We start from the raw sequence: 22,959 nt of genomic DNA, 5'->3' as shown, positions 1-22,959 counted from the left end.
GAAGCCCATTGAAGTCCGATCCGAAGACCGTTCAATCAGCTCATCGGCCAAAGAATCCGTGATCTACTTGTTCGCATGGCCAATGCAGTCTCGCTGCGATCCTTGCTGACATCTCTGCACAGCGCAGTCGTCGAACTCGTGCTCGCCCCCGCAGGAATCGACATGGCCGTCGACTCCGTGGCGTTGCTCGACGCCGACGATCTGCGCCTGCCACCAGGGGTCTCCGCCGATCTGACGCTGCTGGTGGGCGTCACCGAGGCCGACGTGGTCCGGTGGTTCGACGACCTCGCGCTGCGCGCCGCGGCGGACAGACCGCTCGCGGTGCTGACCAAGGTGGCCGACTCCGCAGCACTGGCCCATGGGGCGCGCGAGACCGGCATCGCATTGGTGGCCGTACACCGTCAGACGCGCTGGGAGCTGCTGCTGTCGATGACGCGCGGAGTTCTCGACCAGGTGCGAACGAACGGTCCCGACGACGCCACCTTCGGGGCCGACACCGACCTGTACGAGCTGGCCCAGACGGTGGCGTCACTGACGAAAGGCATGGTGAGCATCGAAGACGAGCGCTCACACGTGCTGGCCTACTCGGCATCGGACGACGCAGCCGACGAATTGAGAACGCTGTCGATCCTCGGTCGCGAAGGGCCGACCGACTATCTACGCAGGCTGCACGAGCGCGGTGTGTTCGATCGCCTGCGTCGCACCGACGACGTCATCGACGTACCGGCCGATCCCGAGCTGGAGATTCGACGACGACTGGCCGTGGGTATACGTCGACTGTCCCGTAGTCCCACGACTCTCGGGACGATCTGGGTGCAGGAGGGTGCCACCCCACTCGCCGTCGACGCCGATGCGGTGCTGAGCGGTGCCTCGGCCGTCGCAGCCCGATTGATCACCCGCATCGCGAATGCCCCCACCAACGAGACCCTGCAGATCCAACGCCTCCTCGGGGCACATGGCGGCGGAGTGGACGTCCCGTCGCTGGCGTCGGCGCTGTCGATACCGACCTCCGGATCGGCGGCCGTCGTCGGATTCGCTGCCTGTGGAGAATTCGACATCAGTGCCATGGCACCCGCGATCCGACTGCACGCCAGCGCATTTCGACGCGAATCCTTGGTCACCACCATCGGGGAGAGAATTTACGCGCTGTTCACCGGGGTGGCGTCGGGCACACCGATTGCGGCCTGGACCGCCGATGCCGTCGGTCGGATCGAGACGCGGACCTCGCTGGCGCTGCGCGCTGCGGTGGCCGCCCCGATCGCCGAGCTCGAGGGAGTTGCCGTGGCCCGATTCGAGGTGGACCGAGTACTCGACGGCACCACCGGGGAGGTTCGTGTCACCACGCTCGAGGAGTCGAGAACCTCTGTGTTGCTGGGGGAAATCCTCGAACTGATCGGGAATCACGAACAGCTGCGAGACCCTCGCATCGCCGCCCTCGACCGATACGATGCCTCGGGCGACTCCAGGATGCGGGAAAGCCTCGAGACATATCTGGCGTGCTTCGGCGACGTTCGGTCCGCTGCCGCGAGGCTGCACGTTCACCCGAACACTTTGCGCTACCGCATTCGCCGAATCGAGCAGATCCTCGATCTCGATCTCACCGATTCCGACGCACGGCTACTGGTCGAGATCCAGCTCCGCATGTGAGTGGCTGCGTTCTCGGGTCGTTCCGCAGGCTTCACTCCCCGCCCGACCCGTGCTACGAATTCTCATCCACGTGGGGCCGCGTCGGTGCTCGACCTGATCACCAAACTCGGCTCGATGCTCGAGCGTCGGGTGCTTCGGCTCCCGGAATCGATCTGGCTCAGCAGTATTTCGACACTCCTGATACCGACCTCGCTGAACTCCTGGCGGATCGTGGTCAGCGGTGGTGAAAAGAATTCGGCGTCGGGCACATCGTCGAATCCGACCACGCTGACGTCCTGGGGTACTCGCTTCCCGTGTACCTCCAGCGCCCGCAACATCCCGAGCGCCATCGCGTCGTTGCCGGCGAACACCGCTGTGACGCCTGCGATCCGAGCCAGCTCGCTTCCGGCTGCGAACCCCGATCTCGCGGTCCAATCACCGCTGAGGGTGGGTGGCGGTTCGATGCCTGCCTCCTCGTGGGCCGCGCGCCAACCGGCCACGCGGTCGACGGCCTCGTACCAACCCAGGGGCCCGGCAACGTGCCACACCGCGCTGTGCCCGAGTTCGAGCAGGTGTGCGGTGGCGGCTCGTGCTCCGGCGATCTGGTCGACCGAGACCACGGCCAGATCGCCTACCGGTGAGCCCTCGACGGCAACCAGGGGAAGATCGCGCGCCACATCGGCGATGTCGCCGCCGTCGGCTCGCAGTGGGGCGATGACGACGACTCCGTCGACACCCTGTTTCTGCAACCTGCGGACGCAGGTGATGATGGCCGACTCGTCGAAGGAGGTGGGAACGCCGACCACGACGGAGTAACCGGCTTGGCGCGCTGCGTATTCGACGCTGTAGAGCGTCGACACCGGGCCGTAGAGCGCGTTTCCGGTGCCGACGATTCCGATGGTGCGACTGCGGCCGGTGACCAGAGCGCGCGCGGCCGTGTTGGGCCGATATCCGAGCTCCGAGATCGCCTGATGCACCTTCGTTCTCGTCGTCTCGGTCACGTTGGGATGACCGTTGATGACGCGGGAGACGGTCTGGTGGGATACGCCGGCGAGCCGGGCGACATCGGTCATGGCCGGTCCGCGGGTCGGCGTCATCGTGTGCAGCTCCTGTCCGTTGTCGTCAGCCAATCACAGCATGCGCGTCCGCGCGGGTCATGTGGGTGTGTTCGCCGCCGCGGTCGTGGTGGGTGCAGGCTTGTGAGGTTCGGCTCCGGTGAGCATCTCGGGCGGGACGGGCAGGCCGAGATAGTTGGCCGGCGGCGCAGTCTTCTCGCCCTTGCTGCCTCGACCGCTGGCCGCCCGGCGTTTGGTCCAGATGTCGAATGCGACCGCGGCGAGAAGGACCAGGCCCTTGACGAGCTGAACGCGCTCACTGGGCGAGCCGATGAGTGACATTCCGCTGTTGATCACCGCAATGATGAGTCCGCCGGTGAGCGCGCCGACGATGCGTCCGACGCCGCCCTGGACCGCTGCGCCGCCGATGAAGGCCGCCGCGATCGCGTCGAGTTCGAAGCCGTTGCCTGCAGTGGGGCCCGCCTGATTGAGTCGGCCGGCGAAAATTATGCCGGCGAGAGCGGACAGGACGCCCATGTTGACGAAGATCCAGAAGGTCACCGGCTTGACCTTGATTCCGGACAGCGACGCGGCGTGGATGTTGCCGCCGATGGCGTACACGTGCCGGCCGAAGACGGTCTTGCCGGCCAGCGTGGAGTAGCCCATCACCAACACCGCGAGGAGGATCAGCACGTACGGCAGGTTCTTGAAGCGAGCCAGCTGAACAGCGATCGCGAGCACCAGCCCACCGGCCAGGATCATCTTGGCCAGGAACAGTGGCATCGCTTCCACCGTCTGCCCGTACTTCTGCCGTGCCGTCCGCGAACGCCACTGGGTGAACACGATTCCGGCAACGGCGAGGACGGCGACGAGCAAGGTGAACAGATCCGCCCCGCCGAGCGGCCCGAGGCCCACGTTGCCCAAGAACCCGGGGAGGAAGCCGTTGGCGAGGGTGCGTACCGGTCCTGGAAACGGCCCGATGCCCTGGTTCCCGAGAACGATGAGCGTGACTGCTCGGAAGATGAGCATGCCTGCCAGGGTCACGATGAAGGCCGGAATGCCGAAGTAGGCAACCCAATAGCCCTGCCAGGCCCCGATCAGACCGCCGACGATCAGCGTGATCAGGACAGCCAGTGGCCACGGCACGTTCTGCTGGACCATCAGGACACCCGAGATCGCTCCCGTTGCCGCGACGACCGATCCGACGGAGAGGTCGATGTGGCCGGCGATGATGATCACCACCATGCCGATGGCCAGGATCAGAATGTAGGAGTTCTGGACCACCATGTTGCTGATGTTCTGCGGCACCAGGAGTTGGCCACCGGTGAGAACGGTGAACAGCGCGATGATCAACGCGAAGGCGATGAAAATCCCGCTCTGGCGCAGGTTTCGAGTGAGCAGCCCCCGGATGCTCGACAGCTGATTCATCGAAGTACTCCTGTTCCACGGGTCATGAGATGCATGAGAGATTCCTGCGTCGCGTTGTTGCGGGTCACCTCGCCGGTGATTCGGCCTGCGGACAGCGCATAGATCCGGTCGCACAGTCCGAGCAGCTCCGGGAGTTCCGACGAGATAACCAGAACTGCCTTCCCGGCGTCGGCGAGATCGTTGATGATGGAATAGATTTCGAACTTCGCGCCGACGTCGATTCCACGTGTCGGCTCGTCGAGAATGAGCACATCGGGATCGCTGAAGATCCATTTGCTCAGCACGACCTTCTGTTGATTGCCGCCGGAGAGCTTGCCGACCACGGACGAGACGTTCGGTGCCTTGATGTTCATGCTCTTGCGGAAGCCCTCGGCAACGCGATATTCCTGGTTGTCGTCGACGAATCCGCCGGTCACCAGTTTGTCCAGTGCCGCGGTGGAGATATTGCGTTTGATGTCGTCGATCAGGTTGAGGCCGTATCGTTTTCGATCCTCGGTGGCATATGCAATTCCATGATGGATGGCGTCGCTCACGGATTTCACGTGAATCTCTTTGCCGTACTTGTACAACCGGCCCGAGATGTCGATGCCGTAACTTCGGCCGAAGACACTCATCGCCAACTCGGTACGTCCGGCACCCATCAAACCGGCGAGACCGACGATCTCACCGCGGCGCAGCGTGAGGTTCGCCCCGTCGACGACGGTTCGTCCGTGCTGGGTGGGGCTGTGTACGGTCCAGTCCTCGATTCTCAGAACCTCCTCACCCACGGTGGATTCGTGGGGTGGGAACCGGTGCTCGAGATCGCGGCCGACCATGAGCGAGATGATCCGATCCTCGGTGACATCGGGGTCTCGCATGTCCAGCGTCTGGATTGTCTTTCCGTCCCGGATGATTGTGGTCCGGTCCGCAATGGCCGCGATCTCGTTGAGCTTGTGCGAGATGATCACAGACGTAATTCCTGCGTCTCGCAGACCACGCAACAACTCCAGCAGGTGGGCCGAATCCGAATCATTGAGTGCTGCAGTCGGTTCGTCGAGAATGAGCAGTGTCACGTTCTTGGACAGTGCCTTGGCGATCTCGACGAGTTGTTGTTTGCCGACACCGAGATCGCTGATCACGGTGCTGGGGTTCTCCCGCAGCCCTACCCGATCCAGTAGGGCTGCGGCCTCGGAGTTGGTGCGGTTCCAGTCGATGAAGCCGCGCCTCGACCGCTCGTTGCCGAGGAAGATGTTCTCGGCAATGGACAGATGCGGGCTCAGCGCCAGTTCCTGGTGGATGATGACGATGCCCTCGGCTTCGCTGCTCCGGATGTCGGAGAACGTGCACGGTCGACCGTCGAACACGATCTGGCCGTCGAAGGTTCCGTGCGGATAGACACCCGACAGCACCTTCATCAGGGTCGACTTGCCTGCGCCGTTCTCGCCGCAGATCGCATGAATCTCGCCGCGGCTGACCGACAGCGTAACGTCCTGCAGGGCCTTGACCCCGGGAAACGTCTTGGTGATGCCGCGCATCTCCAAGATGGGGCTCGTCATCGCCGAACTCACTTCAACTGATCCTCGGTGTAGTAGCCGCTCTCGACGAGAAGCTGCTCGTAGTTGTCCTTGTAGACGATCGCGGGCTGCAACAGGTACGCGGGAACGACCTTGTCGCCGTTGTCGTAGTCGGTGGTGTTGTTGGTCTCGGGCGTCTGACCCTCGAGCATGGCCTCAGCCATTGCGATCGTGACCTCTGCCAGCTGACGAGTGTCCTTGTAGATCGTCGAGTACTGCTCGTCGGCGATGATGGACTTCACCGATGGCACCTCGGCGTCCTGCCCGGTGACGACCGGGTAGGGCTGACCTGCGGTGCCGTAGCCGTTGCTCTTGAGTGCGGAGAGGATGCCGATGGACAGGCCGTCGTAGGGCGAGAGCACGCCCTGAACCTTCTGGCCCGAGGAGTACGTCTTGGTGAGCAGATCCTCCATGCGCTTCTGCGCGGTGGCCGGGTCCCAACGCAGTGTTGCGGCGGTCTCGAAATCGGATTCGCCGCTGCCGATCTTCAGAGTTCCCTTGTCCAGGTAGGGCTTCAACGTTTCCATGGCACCGTCGAAGAAGAATGTCGCGTTGTTGTCGTCGGGGGATCCGGCGAACACCTCGATGTTCATCGGGCCCGCAGGTGCGTCGGCCTTGTCGGAGCCGTCCTGATTCTTCAGGCCGAGGCCGACGAGAAGTGACGTGGCCTGGTCGACGCCGACCTTGTAGTTGTCGAAGGTCGCGTAGTAGTCGACATTGGGCGAGTTACGAATGAGGCGGTCGTAGGCGATGACGCCGATGCCGTTGTCCTTGGCTTCCTGCAGCTGGGTGGTGATGGCGGTGCCGTCCACCGAGGCCACGATGAGAAGCTTTGCGCCCTGGGTGATCTGGTTCTCGATCTGGTTGACCTGGGTGGGGATGTCGTTCTCGGCATACTGCAGATCGACCTTGTATCCCTGCGCCTCGAGTGCGCTCTTGAGGTTGTCGCCGTCGGCGATCCATCGAGCCGAGGACTTGGTCGGCATCGTGACACCGATCAGTGCGCCCGCCGTACTGCCTCCCTCGGCCGGCGCGACGTCCGCTGTCTTGGTACTCGACCCGCATGCGCTGACCGTGATGGCGAGTGCCACCGCGGCCGCGGCAATGGTTAGGCGTCGAAACTTCATCGTTTCTCCCTGCGTAGTGAAATCGGACCGTGGAGTGGTGGGCCGAGGCGATATATGTGCCTCACATCACATCAAGACGAAAGTGTGAGCGATAACAACGCGGTTGTCAAAGATTTTTTTCGGCATGACCCGTGACCAGTGTGAGCGCTAACATCGATGCGCGATCGCTGACGCCCAACGCGTGGGTCGGAGAGGTCAGCGCAGCTCGTGTACCGACTGCTTGCCGCCCTTGAGCCAGCGGTTGGGAAGTCGACCGACCAACTCGCCCAGCGGATGAACAGCAGCCGAGAGGATCTCCACCGAATCCTGCAGAATGTCGATCGAGATGCTCATCCGCTCGATGTTCGGGGCCACCGAGGTCAGTGTCTCGGACAGTTTGACCAATTGATCGAGCGGACCGTCCTTGGCCGTCAGGCGTTCGACAGCGCCGTCCTCGGCGAGCAGGGTCTCGAGGATGCCGTCCTCGGCGATGGCGCGTTCGATCAGACCGTCCTGACGCGTGAGTACCTCGAGCGGCCCGTCCGTGGCCGTCAGTCGTTCGAGTGGACCGTTGGTGGCGGTGATGCGGTCGAGCAAGCCACCTTCGGCCAAGAGACGTTCGAGTGGCCCGTCCTCGGCGAGCAATCGATCGAGTGGTCCGCCGGGAGCGAGGATTCGCTCGACGGGCCCGCCTGCGGACAGCAGCCGCTCGAGGGTGCCGTCCTCGGACGTGAGGCGATCGACGACGCCCCCCTGAGCGAGCAGACGGTCGAGGGGCCCGCCTTCCTTGAGCGCATTGCCCAGGGCGCGGTCGTCGGAGGTGAGTTGGCCGAGCTGGGTGAGCAGTTGCATGGTGCCGCCGCGCGGATTGGCGAGCGAGGCCATTCCGGCGGTGCCGGATGCGCCGGAGGCCAGTGCCATCCGCGTGGTCGCCAGTGCGACCTCGGCGACTCCGATCGCCTGTTCGGCAATGGCAATTCCGGCGCGCGCGGGCAGTGTGATCGCTGACACCCAGTTCATCGTTTTACTGTAACTGCTTGTAGCTCGGAAAATCAGTGAAGAACCTTCAGTCCCACCACGCATCCGACAATGCCGACCAGAAGCGCAACCTTGAGCAGTGACGCGGCCTCGGCCCCGGTGATCATGGCGTACGTGACGGTGAGGGTGGCACCGATCCCCACCCAGACGGCGTAGGCGGTGCCGGTCGGAATCGAGCGCATCGCGATCGCGAGACCGATCATGCTGAGCACCACCGCGACCCCGAACACGACCGACGGCCCGAGTTTGCTGAAGCCCTCCGATTTGCCGAGTGCGGTTGCCCAGATCGCCTCGAGAACGCCGGAGACGGCAAGAATGAGCCAAGCCATGAAAATTCACTCCTCTGACACCGTCTTGTCATGGTCGGGTACGGCGTGCTCGTCCGATTGTCGGAAGTGACTTGTACGATCGTACCAATTTTGGTCGACGGTGGTCACGGATTCAGTACTCGTACGTATTCTCGGGTGCGTCGATTCGATCGATGGTCGAGACCGACATCGTGGGTGTGAATGCGGTGTCCTCGGTCGCGGTGGCAGCGTCGACGGTTCCCGATATCTGCAGCCAGGTGCCGTCCGGAATGTCGTCGAGAGCCGCGCTACCTGCGTCCAGGTGGATGCGGATGGATCTGGCGTCGGCCGCGCAACAGATGATGAGAATGCGCGCGAGGTCGACGCCTTCTCTCGTTCCGTTCGAGCGCGGCGAGCCTCCGTTCGCGGTGGCGACGGCGAATCCGGTGACGCGAATCTCCCGCCCGTCGAGGCTGCGTTCGGAGTCCCTGACCGCGCGTTGTACGACATCGAGCAGCGGGACCTCGGGTACCGCCTCGTCCGGGAGCGCTGGAAACGGCACTTCCCGATCAGAGGCGACGGCAGTGACGGATCGCTCGCCGACAGCCGAGACCCCCAAGGCGGGCGGTGCGACGAACAAGATGACCGCGAGCGGGACCAAGAGCAGCCAGTACGGACGCGAATCATGATCGTGACCGTCGTCACCGGGTCCGCCGCGGCGGATGTCGGCAACGATCGACGCGATCGCCAGCGCGACGATCAGCACCCCGGCGGTCAGGAGATACGGATGCAGCGACGGTTTGACGTATCGCACAAAGCTGCCGTCCAGCGAGATCTTGACCATCGCTCCGCCGAGGAGCACCAGCAGCAGATTCTGCACCTCGCGCTTCATCGCAGGCCCACGACGAAATAGCCGCACACCGAGGCGCACACGATCGCGACGACGAACGTCAACGGAGCGAAGCGCGCGACGAAACCTCGTCCGAAGCTGCCCGCCTGCATCGCCATCAATTTCAGGTCCACGGCCGGCCCCACCACCAGGAAGACCAGACGCGGCAGCAGTGGCAGCATCGACATGCTCGCGGCGACGAATGCATCGGCCTCCGAGCACAGAGCCAGGATCACCGCGAGGACGGCCATCACCAGTATCGACAGCATCAACTGCCCGGCGAGATGGGTGAACACCCAGTTCGGAATCACAAGATGGAGTAACGCGGCCGCCGCTGCACCGAACACCAGAAAGGCTCCGGCCTGAAGCAGATCCGCGCGGGCCGATTCGCGGAACGTCTCCCACCGCGACGAATGGTGGTCGTGTCCACGATCGGCGAGTCGGGCAGTGATCCACTCGGCCTTGCCGAACCTGGTCCACAGCCAGCCCATCACCAGGGCGGTGGCGAGCGAGCCGAGGAACCGCGCGAGCACCATCGTCGGCTCGCCGGGAAAGGCGACGGCGGTGGACACGAGCACGACGGGGTTGATCGCCGGTGCCGACAGCAGAAACGCCAGAGCTGCAGACGTCGGAACACCCTGATCCATCAGCCGCCGCGAGACGGGAACGGCACCGCACTCACAACCGGGCAACGCCATTCCCGCGAGACCGCTCACTCCGACAGCAACGGTGGCGTTGTTCGGCACCACCTTCTGCAGCACCCCGGGCGAGACGAACGCGGCGATGCCTCCACTGACGAGCACACCGAGTACCAGGAACGGCGTCGCCTGCACGAAGATGCCGGTGAACACCGTCGCTCCGGTCTGCAGCGCGGGGGACGAGTCGACCCACCGGGAGATGTCGGCACCGAAGACGATGCCCAACAGGAGCAGAGTTGCGAATACGTGCATGGATGACACCGCAAGCCGAGTCCTGCGTCGGCCGTCCGTCTTCGCATCGAGCATGTCCCCGCCATCATGCCCCCTACTGGGTGGCTCACAGCAACCTCACAGCGAGAGTCCAGCGAACGGGCAGCATCTCGCGCAAAGATGGACGCCGTGAGCGAGACACCCGAGGCCCGAGTCCTGATCGTCGACGACGAACCGACCATCGTCGAACTGTTGTCGGTCAGCCTCAGGTACCAGGGATTCGAGGTGGCGACGGCATCCTCGGGTCCCGAGGCTCTCGACAAGGCGCGCAATTTCCGGCCCGAGGCATTGATCCTCGACGTGATGATGCCCGGTATGGACGGCTTCGGTCTGTTGCGTCGGCTACGCGCCGACGGAGTCGATGCGCCGGCGCTGTTCCTGACCGCGCGCGATTCGGTGGAGGACAAGGTGACCGGACTGACCCTCGGTGCCGATGACTACGTCACCAAGCCGTTCTCGCTCGAAGAGGTGGTGGCCCGCCTTCGGGTGATTCTGCGTCGGTGGGGCAAGAACGAGGACGCGCAGCCGTCGCGAGTTGCGTTCGCAGACATCGAACTCGACGACGACACACACGAGGTGTGGAAGGCAGGCGAGCCGATCTCCCTCTCGCCCACCGAGTTCACGCTGTTGCGATACTTCATGGTCAACGCGGGAACTGTGCTCAGCAAGCCGCGGATCCTCGATCATGTGTGGCACTACGATTTCGGCGGTGAGGTGGGTGTCGTCGAGTCGTATGTGTCGTATCTGCGTCGCAAGGTCGACACCGGCGACACTCGCTTGATTCACACGCTGCGGGGAGTCGGATACGTCATGCGCCGGCCGCGGTGAGGGACCGTCGATTTCGAAGTCTGCCGCTGCGACTCACTTTGGTCGCGGCGCTCCTGCTTCTGGTCGGTGCGGGTCTGTTGGCGTCGGGGGTCGCGGTGACGACGTCCCTCGAGACATCGTTGATGCGTCGGCTGGACAGCCAACTGGTGGAAGCGTCCCGCGGGTGGGCGCAAAGGGACGCTCGCCCGCTCCCGCCCGTGGACGAGCCGAACCCTGGTCGGCCTCCGTCGAACTTCTTCGTTCGCTCCGTGGCCGACGACGGTACCGTCCGCGGCCCGATCAACGATGTGGCCGAGAGCGTTCCGGATCTGTCGGGCCCGTCGTCGGCCACGCCGAAAACCGTGGGATCCGAGGGCGACCCGGCCACGCAGTGGCGGGTGATCACGGTGAGCAACAATCAGGGTTCCACCACCGTGGGAATGTCACTGAGCGGCAATCAGCAGACGGTCAGCAGGCTTGCGGCACTCCAGTTCTACATCGGAGCCGCGGTGTTGCTGGCCCTGGCCGTGATTGCCTACTTCGTGGTGCGGCGCAGCCTACGGCCACTACGAGAGGTGGAGACGACGGCCGCTGCCATCGCAGCCGGAGACCTGCATCGCCGGGTGCCCGAGTGGAGCAAGAGGACCGAGGTGGGCCGGCTGTCGGCGGCTCTGAACGGGATGCTCTCGCAGATCCAACGCGCGTTCGCGGCGACCGCGGCCTCGGAGGAGGCGGCGCGTGCGTCCGAGGATCGGATGCGCCGGTTCGTCGCCGACGCCAGTCATGAACTACGGACTCCGCTCACCACGATCCGCGGGTTCGCCGAGCTGTACCGGCAGGGCGCCATGAGTGACATCTCCTTGCTGATGACGCGAATCGAAGGCGAGTCGGCGCGCATGGGCCTGCTCGTCGAAGACCTGCTGATGCTCGCGCGCCTCGACGCTCAACGGCCCCTCGAGATGCGCCGCGTCGACCTGCTGACCATCGCCGCCGATGCCGTACACGACGCGAAGGCGGTCTCGCCCCAGCGAGACATCTCACTGAAAGTGATAGCAGGACCTGGGATTCCCGAGGTCGACGGTGACGATGCCCGGCTGCGGCAGGTACTCGCGAACCTCGTCGGAAACGCAGTTCGGCACACGCCCGAACCCGCATCGATCACCGTCAGCGTCGGCACTACCCAGTCGTCGGTGCTGCTCGAGGTCCAGGACACCGGACCTGGTCTGGGCGAAGACGAGGCTGCGCACGTCTTCGAGCGCTTCTATCGAGCGGACTCCTCGCGGACGCGCGAAAGTGGTGGCAGCGGACTCGGTCTGTCGATCGTTGCGGCGTTGGTCGCAGCCCATGGCGGCACCGTCGAGGTGCAGAGCATCCCGGGGCAGGGCGCGACTTTCCGGGTCGAATTACCCCGCGCCGACGGTTGATTCGGGTGCCGCGCCGGCTTTCCTACGTTCGGCCAGCTTCGTGTACGCGGCTGCGGCGAGTGGCGCGGCAGCAAGCATCGTCACCAGCCGAATCACCTGAACGCAGGCCACGAAAGTGACGTCCGATCCGGTGGTCGCAGACACCGCCAGCACGGCGGCCAATCCTCCGGGTGTGGTGGCGAGGTAGCCGGTCAACATGCTGACCCCGGTGATCGCGGACAGTGCCCAGCCGAACAGCGCGCACACCGACCCGATCGAGAGAACCAGCAGTGCGGCCCACGGGAAGATGCGTCCGATGGCTCGCAGGCCGGCGGTCGTGAAAGCAAGTCCCGCTTGCCATCCGATGACGATGAACGCCACCGGTAGCAGGACCGTGGGTACCGAGATGTCGACGGGCCACCCGAGTAATTCGCATGCGCCCGCCACGATCAGCGGTCCGAGCGTCGCCGGTGCGGGCAGGCGGATCAGACGCGCGAGCACGATTCCGACGACGACGGCTCCGAGCAGAAACGCCGTGCCGACGTACCAGGGCGTCGTCGATTGCTCGTCGGTGCCGGCCCCTCCAGCAGTGTCGGTATGGAACGCGAATGTGACGATGAGCGGCATCGTCACCACTACGAGTGCAACACGAAGGTACTGGACCACCGCGACGATTCGCTCGTCGCCGCCGAGTTCCCTGGCGATCGACACCAGACCCGTTGCGCCGCCGGCAATCAGCGACAGCGCCCCGGTGACCGGGTCGACATCGCGATGCAGAGCGAGCAGTGCGCCGCAGCCGGCGCTGACGACCAGCGTCCCCGCGCCGACGAGAACAGCAGGAATCCAGTTCTCGCCCAACGCCCCGAGTGTCTCGGTATCGAGCATCAGACCGATGGTCACTGCCAGTGTGCCTTGCGCTGCCATCGACGCCGGACGCGGCACCGCCGCAGGTCCCAGTCCGGTCAGAGCGAACACCACGGCGACGACCAGTGCCGCGAACAACGACGGTGCCGTCAGCCCCAGGGCCTCGAAAAGGGCCCAGCCCCCGAGGGATACGACCGTGAGGCCGATCCATCGGAGGCTGTGTCCGAGCAACTCGGTCGTGCGGTTCGGAGCGCTCACGCTCCGGATTTGACCAGCAGAACCGGGACCGGGATCTCGAGCAGTAGACGCTGAATCGTCTGTCCCATCAGGAACTTGCCGACTGCCGAGCGGTGGCGCGAGCCGACCACGAGGATCTCGCACTTCTGTTCTTCCACCAGTGTCAGCAGGGTATTGACGGCATCGGGATCGGGCCTACCTGCCGCCACCCTCCAGGAGACGGCGTCGGCGTGGTCGATGTCGTTCATGGCAGTCTCCACCGCAGTCGATACTGCGTGCGTCTCGACTGCCTCGGCGGAAGGCTCGGCCGATCCGGAGAGTGCATGCAGGACGACGAGGTCCGTCTCTCGAATGCGTGCTTCTCGAACGGCGGCCGCCAACGCTGCGCGGCCCTCGGGTGAATTGTTGTGCAGTACGCCAACAGTCATGGCAGGTTCTCCTCGAAACAGTGGGGTGGGGGATCAGCCGAAGGGAATCTGGCCGAGGACGATGCCGACGGCCAGCATTGCGAGGGAAACGACCACTGCTCGCCACAGCACCTTCTTGTGGTGATCGGCCAGCGACACTCCGGCGAGGGTGACGAGCAGCAGGATGGCCGGAACCAGCGGGCTCTGCAGGTGGACGGGCTGTCCGGTGATCGAGGCACGGGCCATCTCGACCGGGTCGATGCCGTACTTGCTTGCGGTCTCGGTCAGCACCGGCAGGATGCCGAAGTAGAAGGCGTCGTTGGTCATGAAGAAGGTCAGCGGGATGCTCAGGATTCCGGTGATGACGGCCAGGTACGGTCCCATGCCGGACGGAATGACGTTGAGCAGCCATTCGGCCATGGCCTCGACCATTCCGGTGCCCTGGAAGACGCCGGTCAGAATTGCCGCGGCGAGCACCATGGCGACCACCGAGACGATCGAGGACGAGTGCCGCGCGATCGCGTCACCCTGCTCCTTGACCTTGGGGAAGTTGACCGTCAGAGCGATCGAGGCAGCGATCATGAACAGCACCGGGATGGGCAGAATGTCCATGACGAGGACGACCAGCAGGACGACTGTCAGAGCTGCGTTGAACCACAGCAGCTTCGGGCGCAGAGTGTCGCGATCGGGATCGAGGCCGTCGAAGAACTGGCCCGATTCGTCTGCTCCGCCGGTGCCACCTGTTCCCTTGCTGCCGCCGGTTCCCGGTTTTCCGGTTCCACTGCTGCCCTTGCGGATACTGCCGCCACCACCGGAGGCCACCAGCTCGGGCTCGTAGATCAGCTTGCCCAGGCGGCGACGCTCCATGATGCCCAGGTGTACAGCGAACAGCAGCACGATGATCAGGCCCACGATCATCGACGGAACCATCGGTACGAACACGTCGGAGGGGGAGATGCCGAGAGCGGACGCGGCGCGAACCGTCGGGCCACCCCACGGGATGATGTTCATCGTGCCGTTGGCGAGACCGGCGATCACCGTCAGAATCACCGGGCTGACACCGAGTTTGAGATACAGCGGCAGCAGTGCGGACGTGACGATGATGAACGTCGTGGAGCCGTCACCGTCGAGAGAGACGACCATGGCCAGAATGGCTGTTCCGACAACCAGTTTCATCGGGTCGTTGCGCACCACGCGCAGGATGCCGCGCACCAGCGGGTCGAACAGTCCGACGTCGATCATGATTCCGAAGAAGATGATGGCGAAGAACAGCAGGGCCGCGGTGGGGGCCAGGGACTTGATGCCGTCGGTGATCATGTCGCCGATGCCGAGTCCGGCCCCGGCCAGCAGGCCGAAGATGACGGGTACGAGGGTGAGTGCGACGACAGGCGTGGCTCTCTTGGTCAGGATCAAGAACATGAAGGCGGCGACCATGAGGAAGCCGAGTATCACCAACATCGTGCACTCCTTCTCGAAAGTGTGAGGTGGGTCCGGTCGGACTTGGTGTGTGACCGAAGTTACGTAACCGGCATCACATGTTCGCTGTTGTGCGCACTACCCGCGCAAGCGACGTAAAGAGTCTTTTGCGCATTGTGCTCATGGACGTCGTGGACATAGCCTTGGCGGGTGCGATTGAGGACTCAGGTGCTGTTGTTGCAGGCCGCGCTGGTGGCGGTGGCTCTTGCGGTGGCGTTCGGGGTGTTCGCGATCAGCAGTGGCAGGCAGGCGAGCGAGGAGTACGGCGAACGTGCGTTGGCTGTCGCGCGGACGGCGGCGTCGGATCCGGAGGTGCGCACGCTCGTCGAGCAGTTCTCCGCGGCGGACTCTGCGGGGACCGAGGCGGCACCTGCGGAAATGTTGGCGAGCGGGGCTCTGCAGCGGGCGGCCGAGGGTGCTCGAATTCGCACCGATGCGCTGTTCGTCGTCATCACCGACGATCGGGGTCTGCGGTTGGCGCACCCCGACCCGACGGTGCTCGGCCTGCGGGTGAGTACAGATCCTTCGGGCGCGTTGGCGGGCAACGAGGTGGTCGAGCAGGATCGCGGCACGCTCGGTGACTCCGTTCGTGCGAAAGTTCCGGTGCTGGAACTTGGTTCGAGGGACGTGGTGATCGGTGAAGTGAGCGTCGGAATTTCCACGACGGCGGTGCGTACCGAGTTGGTGAAAGACCTCGTCAACGGCGCGTTGGTGACGGGCGCCGTGCTGTTGCTCGGGCTGTTCGGCTCGACTTTGTTGGCGCGCAGGTGGAAACGGCTGACTCTGGGGCTCGAACCGGAGGAACTCGCCGAACTGGTCCGGGAACAGGAGGCGGTGCTGCACGGAATCGGTGAGGGCGTGGTGGCCGTCGACCCGGACGGCATGGTCACGGTCGTCAACGACGAGGCGCGTGCGTTGCTCTCGATCGACGGCAGGCCGGGGATGCGTGTCGAGGACATCGGCCTCACCCCGAGGCTGCTCGAGGTCATCGAATCTCCGACGGCCGAGCCGGTGCTCGCTGCCGTGAACGAAGTGGTGGTCATTGCGGCAGCACGAAAAGTACTGCGCGACAATCGAGATCTGGGTACGGTGCTGACCGTGCGCGACCGAACCGATGTGGAGACCCTGACGCGGCAGCTCGACGCGGTGCAGTCGATGTCCGCCGTACTGCGCGCTCAGCGACACGAGTTCGCGAATCGGATGCATCTGGTCAGCGGATTGCTGCACGAGGGCCACTCCGATCGCGCGTCGCACTACATCGACGAGATCCTCGGTGTCGGGCCCAGATCGGAATCCGTCGAGGGCATCGATGCCGTGTCCGATGCCTACCTTCGGTCGTTCCTCACGGCCAAGGCAGCGCACGCGCGCGAGAGCGGCGTCCGGTTGGTGTTGGGCGAGAACACCTGGGTCGGCGGCGAGCTGGCCGTTCCGGTCGACGTGACCACGGTGCTGGGCAACCTCGTCGACAACGCGATCGATGCCGCCCGGCTGGGTGTCCGCAGGCCCGCGGAGGTGGAAGTGGAACTGATGCAGGATGGTTCGACGTTACACATCGTCGTCGTGGATTCGGGTGACGGCGTGGACCTGGCACCCGATCAGGTGTTCGTCGAGGGCGTCTCGACCAAATCGACGACAGAATCGCCGGGCGGCCGAGGGGTGGGCCTGGCGCTGAGTCGTCAGATCGCGCGCACTCGGGGCGGCGATGTGACATTGGCCGATGTCGGCGGGCAGATCAACGCGGACAATGGACGAGGGGGCGCGGTGTTCATCGCGTCGATACCGGATGCACTGGAAACGGACGAGGTGTCGGGATGAGAGTACTGGTGGTCGACGACGACTTTCGGGTTGCGGATCTGCATGCGGCGCTGGTGAATTCGCTCGACCACTACGAGGTTGCAGCGGTGGCGACGAGCATCGGCCAGGCGCGTGAGCTGGTGGCGACGCAGTCGTTCGACTTGGCGCTGGTCGACGTCTATCTACCGGACGGATCCGGCATCGACCTGGTCCGCGAACTCCCCTGCGACGCCGTGGTGCTCTCCGCCGCGGCCGATCGGCAGACCGTACGCGCTGCGATGATCGCCGGCGCGTGGACGTATCTGATCAAACCTTTTCCGCGCTCGGCACTGGTCGACCGACTCACCGGCTACCTGACGTATCGCGCTGCCCTCGACCGTTCGGAAGAGCTGAGCCAGGCCGATATCGACGGCGGTTTCGACGCGCTACGCCCGCGCGCAGCGGCACCGATGCCGACCTCGCAATCGGTCACCCGTGATCTGGTCCTGGGCGCTGTTCGCGGTACGGCCGATCCGATGTCTGCGGGTGAAGTTGCTGCGGCCATAGGGATTTCCCGAGCGACGGCGCAGCGCTACCTGGCTACTCTGGTGTCCAAGGGGCGGTTGCGTATGCAGCTACGCTACGGGTCCACCGGGAGGCCGGAGCAGGAATACTCGTCAGCGCCGGGCGCCTGATAGCGCCACCACCACGGCTCCGAGCACCGATATCGCAGCGGTGAGCAGGGCTGCGGTGTTCCAGCCGTCCACCAGCGCAGTGGCGGTACGGTTCCCAGCGGGAACAGCAACGACGCGACGACGGTGACACCGACGGCAGATCCGACGTAGCGTGCGGTGTTGTTCGCTCCGCTTCCCATTCCGCCCCGTCCGGCCGTGACGCTGGCCACGGCCTCGCGTCCCAGAGCTGCGTTGAGTATCCCGCTGGAAACGCCTGCCACGAGTAGGCCGGGGAGAAGTCGCGACCAGGATGCGTTCTCGGACAACCCCGTCAGCATCACCATCCCGATCGCGACCCCCACGAGACCGATGGCGAGTTGCGTCCGTCCGCTCACCGATGCGGGCAGCCTGCGGGCCAACAGAGCGGTGACTACCGATGTGGCCGACCACCCGAACAACAGCAACGCAGCACCGAGCGCATCGATCCCCAGCACGGTTCCGACGAATCCGGGCATGTACGACATCAACGCGATGATTCCGCCGCCGGTGGCCAGCGCAGCAACAGTTGCGGCGACGAACGGTGGATGCTTGAAGAGTGTGAGATCGAGCATCGCTGCTGCACTGCGTAATTCGAGGATGAGGAAAGATGCCAAGAGGAGCGCAGCGAGGACGAACAGCACGATCGGGGTGACGGAGATCCAACCCTGCCTGCCCTCGACCAACGCAGCCAGCAACGCACCGATGCCCGTCGCCAACAGCAGCGCACCGAACGGATCGAGTCCACGCGGGGCGTCGGACGTGGATTCGTCGACCAGAAGATGCGCAGCGACGGCGAGCGCGGCCGTGGCGACTGCGAGAACCACATAGGCCTCGCGCCAACTCGCCCAGCGATCCAGGGCGGCTGCCAGCAGTGGGCCGAGTGCGATTCCGGCACCCACGCTCGCGCCCCATACTCCGCTGGCCTTCGCGCGTAGCGGACCGGCGGGATGGGTGTGCGCGATGATGCCCAGGCTCGATGCGATGACGGCGGCGCCGCCGAGGCCCTGCAGGATGCGGGCCGAGACGAAGATCAGCGTGTTGGGGGAAACGGCACAGACGACGGCGCCGACGGCCAGGACTACGGCACCGAGCGCGAACGTGCGACGCCGGCCGAAGTCGTCGGAGACGGTACCGGTGGTGAGTAAGGCTGCGGCGAGGCCGATGCTCATGGAGCTGAGAATCCAGGTGCGGCCCGCTGCGTCCGACATCAGGTCCACGGCGGTGCTGTTGATGGTCGCGAGCGGTGCGGTGAATGCCATCAGGGTCAGCAGGGTGCCGAGGGCTGCGATCGACAGTGCTCGGGTGCTGTTCGTGGTGCCGGTACGGCCGAGCGCTGAGTCGGTCATCGTCATCCTTGTGGTCTGGTGATCGAGGCCCGCGATCTGTAGTCGAGCTACTGGAACAGATCGCGAAACCCGCAGCGAGGCGTCGACGATTCCTGCGCGCCGCTGAGCATGTGCGTCCCCCTGGAGGGCCGATCAGTCCGCTACGTGCGCCTCGTGGCCGAGCTCGCGCAACGCCGCCCGCAGCTTGGTCGCGGCCTCGTCCTGGGACTCCGGCGAGGGATTCGGGTCGGCACCGGAAATGTCGAAGTTGCCCATGTCGTAGGCCGGGAACACATGCAGGTGCAGATGCGGAACCTCGAGCCCGGCGATCAACAGACCGGCGCGGGGCGCGTCGAACGCAGTCCGAACGGCCTGGCCGATGATCTGCGCGACCGCCGTGATCTTGGCGAACGCGGCACCGTCGACGTCCTGCCACTGGTCGATCTCCTCCCGCGGAACCACCAACGTGTGGCCCTGGGTGACCGGCGCGATCGTCAGGAACGCAACCACGTCCTCGTCCTGCCAGACGAAACGTCCGGGGATCTCGCCGGCGATGATCTTGCTGAAGATGGAAGCCATGGGAACAGGATGCCCTATGCGTTCGCCTCCCAGGCGATTGCCAGGTGCGTCGCAGGGTGGGTCCAGCTCCGAACCCGAGTGTTGTCCCCATGCCAACGAATTCTCTCGCACCAGCAGCAGGCCGACGGCCCGGCTCGAATGCCACGGGCACGCTCGAGGTGGTCATCCCGGTCTACAACGAAGAGGCCGATCTCGAACAGTGCATTCGTCGTCTACACGAGCATCTCGAGGACCGAATCCCGTTCCGGTCCCGAATCACGATCGCCGACAATGCCAGCACCGACGGCACGCTCGCCGTCGCGCATCGACTCGCCGAGGAGATCGACGGAGTCCAGGTTCGTCATCTGAACGAGAAGGGACGTGGGCGGGCCCTCAAAGCAGTGTGGTTGGCGTCGGCCGCGGATGTCGTGGCCTACATGGATGTGGACCTCTCCACCGACCTCAACGCCCTGATGCCGCTGATCGCACCCCTGATGTCCGGCCACTCGGACCTCGCGATCGGATCGCGGCTGAGCCGGTCCTCTCGCGTGGTCCGCGGGGCGAAGCGCGAATTCATCTCGCGCAGTTACAACCTCATCCTGCGCACCTCGCTTCGTGCACGATTCTCCGATGCCCAGTGCGGCTTCAAAGCCATGCGCACCGATGTGGCCCGGCATTTGCTCCCACTCGTCGAGGACACCGGGTGGTTCTTCGACACCGAATTGCTCGTGATTGCCGAGAAGGTCGGCTTGCGCATTCACGAGGTACCCGTCGACTGGGTCGACGACCCGGACAGCAGCGTCGATATCGTCGACACCGCCGTCAAGGACCTGCAGGGATGCTGGCGCGTCGGACGCGCACTGGCCACCGGCGTGCTGCCCGTCGCCGAACTACGTCGAAGCCTGGGACGGGAGCCGCTCGTGCCCGGAGTGCCGCACGGAATGATCGGCCAGATGGTGCGATTCGGCATCATCGGTGTCGCCAGCACCGTCGCCTACGCGCTGCTGTATCTCGTGTTGCACTCGTCGATCGGCGCACAGGCCGCGAACTTCTTCGGGTTGCTGATCACTGCAGTGCTCAACACTGCGGCCAACCGCGCCTTCACCTTCGGCGTCCGGGGCTCGGAGGGAGCAGGCAAGCATCAAGTCCAGGGCCTGGTGATCTTCGGCTTCGCGCTCCTCGTCACCAGCGGATCGCTTGCATTACTGCATGCCTGGGTTCCCGACGTGTCCCGGCACGTCGAACTCGCCGTCCTCATCGTCGCCAATCTCGTTGCCACCGTGTGCCGATTCGTCGCGCTGAGGTGGGTCTTCCGTAGCCCCCAGTCGGTACTCGCGCACGCCGAGGGTGCGGCGGAGATCCTGTGACGACGTTGATCGATCGACCCTCCGCGGCTGCCGCGTCCGCTCCTACGACATCTCGCCGGTGGGAATGGATCGGATTGGTCGCGCTGCTCGTCGGTACCGGGGTCGCCTACATCTGGGGACTCGGTGCGTCGGGCTGGGCCAACTCGTTCTATTCTGCTGCCGTACAGGCAGGTTCGGTGTCCTGGAAGGCCTTCTTCTTCGGATCCTCGGACGCCGCCAATTCGATCACCGTCGACAAGCCGCCGATGTCGCTGTGGTTGATGTCGTTGTCGGTGCGCATCTTCGGGCTCGACACCTGGGCGATGCTGGTGCCGCAGGCTCTCCTCGGGGTCGCGTCGGTGGCACTGCTGCGCGCCACTGTCCGGCGCAGATTCGGCGGTGCCGCGGGCTTGCTCGCCGGACTGGTGCTGGCCCTCACCCCGGTTGCGGCACTGATGTTCCGGTTCAACAACCCCGACGCATTGCTCGTGCTGCTGATGATCGCGTCCGTCTGGGCGCTGCTGCGAGGCGTCGAGTCCGGAAAGATCAAGTGGCTGCTCATCACCGGCATGTTCGTCGGATTCGGCTTCCTCACCAAGCAGCTTCAGGTGATGCTCGTCGTACCGCCGTTGGCGCTGACCTATCTGATCGCCGGTCCACCGAAATTCGTCACCCGACTGCTACAGCTGTTCGGTGCCCTCGGCGCGATGATCGTCTCGGCGGGATGGTGGCTGTTGATCGTGGAGTTCTGGCCGGCATCCTCGCGGCCCTGGGTCGGTGGATCGCAGAACAATTCGATCCTCGAGCTCACACTCGGCTACAACGGGTTCGGTCGACTCAGTGGTGACGAAACCGGCAGCGTCACGCCCGGTGGTGTCGGGGGCGGCGCGGGTGGCGGGTCGATGTGGGGAGAAACCGGCATCTTCCGCATGTTCGACGCCTCCCAGGGCGGCCAGATCGCCTGGCTACTGCCTGCTGCATTGCTCCTGTTCGTGGTCGGACTGGTGTTGCGTGGCAGGTCTCCTCGAACCGACGGCCGGCGCGCATCGCTGATCGTCTGGGGTTCGTGGTTGCTCGTCACCGGCCTGACGTTCAGCTTCATGGCCGGAATCTTCCACGCGTATTACACCGTTGCGCTCTCACCCGCCGTGGCCGCGCTGGTCGGTATCGGCAGCGTCCTGCTGTGGCGTCGACGCGACACCTACTGGGTGCGTATCGCGATGGCCGTCGCGGTCGCGGCGACGGTGGCGATGGCCTGGGTGTTGCTCGGCCGCAGTGCGAGTTTCGTGCCGTGGCTGAAATGGGCGATTCTCGTCGTCGGAATTCTCGCTACGGTGGCGATGCTGATTCCGGCACTGACTCGGGGAAAAGTGGCGGTGGCGTCGATTCTGGCGGTGATGTTCGCGGGGCTCGCCGGTCCGACGGCCTACGCCGTCGACACGATCGCTACCCCGCACAGCGGAGGCATCGTCTCGGCCGGCCCGAACACCGGCATGCGCGGATTCGGCGGCACGGGCGAGGGTCGCCGAGGCCAAGGTGCGATTCCTGCCGGGATGCAGTTGCCTGCCGGGATGCAGTTGCCTGCCGGGATGCAACCGCCTGCGGGGTTCCCCGGTCGAGGCGGGGCTCCCGGGCAGTTGCCCGGTGCCGACGGTGGGTCGGAGATGGGCCGCGGTATGGGTGGTCTGTTGGACGGCAGTACGCCGACCGCAGCGATCACCGAGATGCTCGAGGAAGACGCCGGCTCGTACACCTGGGTGGCAGCGGCCATCGGAGCGAACACCGCAGCGGGCTATCAATTGGCCACGGGGTATCCCGTCATGCCCGTGGGCGGATTCAACGGCACCGACCCCTCACCGACCCTCGCCGAGTTTCAGCAGTACGTCGCCGAAGGTCAGATCCACTACTTCGTCGGAGGCGGCGCCGTGCCGGGGATGGCGTCGGGTACCTCGGCCGCAATATCGGCCTGGGTCATCGAGAACTTCACCCCGACCACGGTCGACGACGTGACGTTCTACGACCTGTCGCCGTAGTCCCGGGAAGGCACGACGTGCCCCGCACCGTGACAGGTGCGGGGCGCTGTCGCGTCGAGCAGATAGT

At 64.9% G+C, this 22,959-nt stretch carries 20 protein-coding genes and 1 riboswitch; of the genes, 7 read left to right on the top strand and 13 right to left on the bottom strand.

Going from position 1 to position 22,959, the window contains the following annotated elements:
• The first annotated feature begins 75 nt into the window (after positions 1 to 75).
• Positions 76 to 1,647: a PucR family transcriptional regulator gene (locus RHODMAR_RS23455; protein WP_008719630.1), complete on the top strand. Its 1,572-nt coding sequence runs from the start codon at positions 76 to 78 to the stop codon at positions 1,645 to 1,647.
• Between the two features lie 62 nt (positions 1,648 to 1,709).
• Here RHODMAR_RS23455 and RHODMAR_RS23450 read toward each other — a convergent pair whose 3' ends face one another.
• The 8 genes from RHODMAR_RS23450 to RHODMAR_RS23415 form a co-directional block, all read right to left on the bottom strand.
• A complete protein-coding gene (locus tag RHODMAR_RS23450) occupies positions 1,710 to 2,723 on the bottom strand; it encodes a LacI family DNA-binding transcriptional regulator (RefSeq protein WP_008719629.1) in 1,014 nt (337 codons plus the stop codon).
• A gap of 57 nt (positions 2,724 to 2,780) precedes the next feature.
• Positions 2,781 to 4,109, bottom strand: a complete 1,329-nt coding sequence (mmsB, locus tag RHODMAR_RS23445; protein ID WP_008719625.1) for a multiple monosaccharide ABC transporter permease — start codon at positions 4,107 to 4,109, stop codon at positions 2,781 to 2,783.
• Positions 4,106 to 5,644, bottom strand: a complete 1,539-nt coding sequence (gene mmsA / locus RHODMAR_RS23440; RefSeq protein WP_042940182.1) for a multiple monosaccharide ABC transporter ATP-binding protein — start codon at positions 5,642 to 5,644, stop codon at positions 4,106 to 4,108. Before mmsA ends, mmsB begins: the two co-directional genes overlap by 4 nt.
• 8 nt (positions 5,645 to 5,652) lie before the next feature.
• Positions 5,653 to 6,789: a multiple monosaccharide ABC transporter substrate-binding protein gene (gene chvE, locus RHODMAR_RS23435; RefSeq protein ID WP_008719622.1), complete on the bottom strand. Its 1,137-nt coding sequence runs from the start codon at positions 6,787 to 6,789 to the stop codon at positions 5,653 to 5,655.
• 195 nt (positions 6,790 to 6,984) lie between these two features.
• Positions 6,985 to 7,788, bottom strand: a complete 804-nt coding sequence (locus tag RHODMAR_RS23430) for a hypothetical protein (protein WP_042940164.1) — start codon at positions 7,786 to 7,788, stop codon at positions 6,985 to 6,987.
• A gap of 32 nt (positions 7,789 to 7,820) precedes the next feature.
• Positions 7,821 to 8,135: a DMT family transporter gene (locus RHODMAR_RS23425; RefSeq protein ID WP_008719619.1), complete on the bottom strand. Its 315-nt coding sequence runs from the start codon at positions 8,133 to 8,135 to the stop codon at positions 7,821 to 7,823.
• Positions 8,136 to 8,149: 14 nt separating this feature from the next.
• A riboswitch (guanidine-III (ykkC-III) riboswitch) is annotated at positions 8,150 to 8,211 on the bottom strand.
• A 36-nt stretch (positions 8,212 to 8,247) separates the two neighbouring features.
• Entirely contained in the window at positions 8,248 to 8,985 is a 738-nt protein-coding gene (locus RHODMAR_RS23420) for a TIGR03943 family putative permease subunit (RefSeq protein WP_008719618.1), read from the bottom strand.
• Positions 8,982 to 9,986 (bottom strand): permease, encoded by a 1,005-nt coding sequence (locus RHODMAR_RS23415; protein ID WP_008719616.1) that lies wholly within the window; start codon positions 9,984 to 9,986, stop codon positions 8,982 to 8,984. The genes RHODMAR_RS23420 and RHODMAR_RS23415 overlap by 4 nt, the downstream gene beginning before the upstream one ends.
• An 84-nt stretch (positions 9,987 to 10,070) precedes the next feature.
• On the opposite strand from RHODMAR_RS23415, the gene RHODMAR_RS23410 reads away from it, so the two are divergent.
• Together RHODMAR_RS23410 and RHODMAR_RS23405 are read left to right on the top strand one after the other, a co-directional pair.
• Positions 10,071 to 10,778, top strand: coding sequence for a response regulator transcription factor (locus tag RHODMAR_RS23410; protein ID WP_008719613.1), 708 nt, complete (start codon positions 10,071 to 10,073; stop codon positions 10,776 to 10,778).
• A 20-nt stretch (positions 10,779 to 10,798) separates the two neighbouring features.
• Complete coding sequence (locus RHODMAR_RS23405; RefSeq protein WP_042940181.1) at positions 10,799 to 12,181, top strand: sensor histidine kinase; 1,383 nt, start codon at positions 10,799 to 10,801, stop codon at positions 12,179 to 12,181.
• On the opposite strand, the gene RHODMAR_RS23400 is transcribed toward RHODMAR_RS23405, so the two are convergent.
• Genes RHODMAR_RS23400 through RHODMAR_RS23390 form a run of 3 tightly spaced genes read right to left on the bottom strand, consistent with a single transcriptional unit; the run spans position 12,161 to position 15,126 of the window.
• Positions 12,161 to 13,282 carry an AbrB family transcriptional regulator gene (locus RHODMAR_RS23400; protein ID WP_008719609.1) on the bottom strand — a complete coding sequence of 374 codons (1,122 nt, stop codon included), beginning with the start codon at positions 13,280 to 13,282 and terminating at the stop codon, positions 12,161 to 12,163. The two genes, RHODMAR_RS23405 and RHODMAR_RS23400, sit on opposite strands and share 21 nt — an antisense overlap.
• Positions 13,279 to 13,689: a universal stress protein gene (locus tag RHODMAR_RS23395; protein WP_008719607.1), complete on the bottom strand. Its 411-nt coding sequence runs from the start codon at positions 13,687 to 13,689 to the stop codon at positions 13,279 to 13,281. The genes RHODMAR_RS23400 and RHODMAR_RS23395 overlap by 4 nt, the downstream gene beginning before the upstream one ends.
• A gap of 33 nt (positions 13,690 to 13,722) precedes the next feature.
• Positions 13,723 to 15,126, bottom strand: a complete 1,404-nt coding sequence (locus RHODMAR_RS23390; RefSeq protein WP_008719605.1) for a CitMHS family transporter — start codon at positions 15,124 to 15,126, stop codon at positions 13,723 to 13,725.
• A 168-nt stretch (positions 15,127 to 15,294) separates the two neighbouring features.
• Between RHODMAR_RS23390 and RHODMAR_RS23385 the strand changes: the two genes are divergently transcribed.
• Both RHODMAR_RS23385 and RHODMAR_RS23380 read left to right on the top strand, forming a co-directional pair.
• Positions 15,295 to 16,959: a sensor histidine kinase gene (locus tag RHODMAR_RS23385; RefSeq protein WP_042940163.1), complete on the top strand. Its 1,665-nt coding sequence runs from the start codon at positions 15,295 to 15,297 to the stop codon at positions 16,957 to 16,959.
• Complete coding sequence (locus RHODMAR_RS23380; RefSeq protein WP_008719600.1) at positions 16,956 to 17,612, top strand: response regulator; 657 nt, start codon at positions 16,956 to 16,958, stop codon at positions 17,610 to 17,612. The genes RHODMAR_RS23385 and RHODMAR_RS23380 overlap by 4 nt, the downstream gene beginning before the upstream one ends.
• Here the strand turns inward: RHODMAR_RS23380 and RHODMAR_RS23375 are convergent.
• Together RHODMAR_RS23375 and RHODMAR_RS23370 are read right to left on the bottom strand one after the other, a co-directional pair.
• The gene (locus tag RHODMAR_RS23375) at positions 17,558 to 18,976 is read right to left on the bottom strand and encodes an MFS transporter (RefSeq protein WP_008719598.1); all 1,419 of its coding nucleotides are present in this window, start codon (positions 18,974 to 18,976) and stop codon (positions 17,558 to 17,560) included. The two genes, RHODMAR_RS23380 and RHODMAR_RS23375, sit on opposite strands and share 55 nt — an antisense overlap.
• Positions 18,977 to 19,108: 132 nt before the next feature.
• The gene (locus RHODMAR_RS23370; protein WP_008719596.1) at positions 19,109 to 19,534 is read right to left on the bottom strand and encodes an HIT family protein; all 426 of its coding nucleotides are present in this window, start codon (positions 19,532 to 19,534) and stop codon (positions 19,109 to 19,111) included.
• A gap of 89 nt (positions 19,535 to 19,623) precedes the next feature.
• Here RHODMAR_RS23370 and RHODMAR_RS23365 point away from each other — a divergent pair, with 89 nt between their 5' ends.
• Positions 19,624 to 20,880: a bifunctional glycosyltransferase family 2/GtrA family protein gene (locus RHODMAR_RS23365; RefSeq protein ID WP_042940162.1), complete on the top strand. Its 1,257-nt coding sequence runs from the start codon at positions 19,624 to 19,626 to the stop codon at positions 20,878 to 20,880.
• A complete protein-coding gene (locus RHODMAR_RS23360) occupies positions 20,877 to 22,892 on the top strand; it encodes a glycosyltransferase family 39 protein (protein ID WP_008719591.1) in 2,016 nt (671 codons plus the stop codon). Before RHODMAR_RS23365 ends, RHODMAR_RS23360 begins: the two co-directional genes overlap by 4 nt.
• Positions 22,893 to 22,959 lie beyond the last annotated feature (67 nt).

Source organism: Rhodococcus sp. AW25M09 (assembly GCF_000333955.1).
GTDB lineage: Bacteria > Actinomycetota > Actinomycetes > Mycobacteriales > Mycobacteriaceae > Rhodococcoides.
The sequence above is the reverse complement of the archived record's forward strand: the minus strand, read 5'-3'. Positions and strand labels throughout refer to the sequence as shown.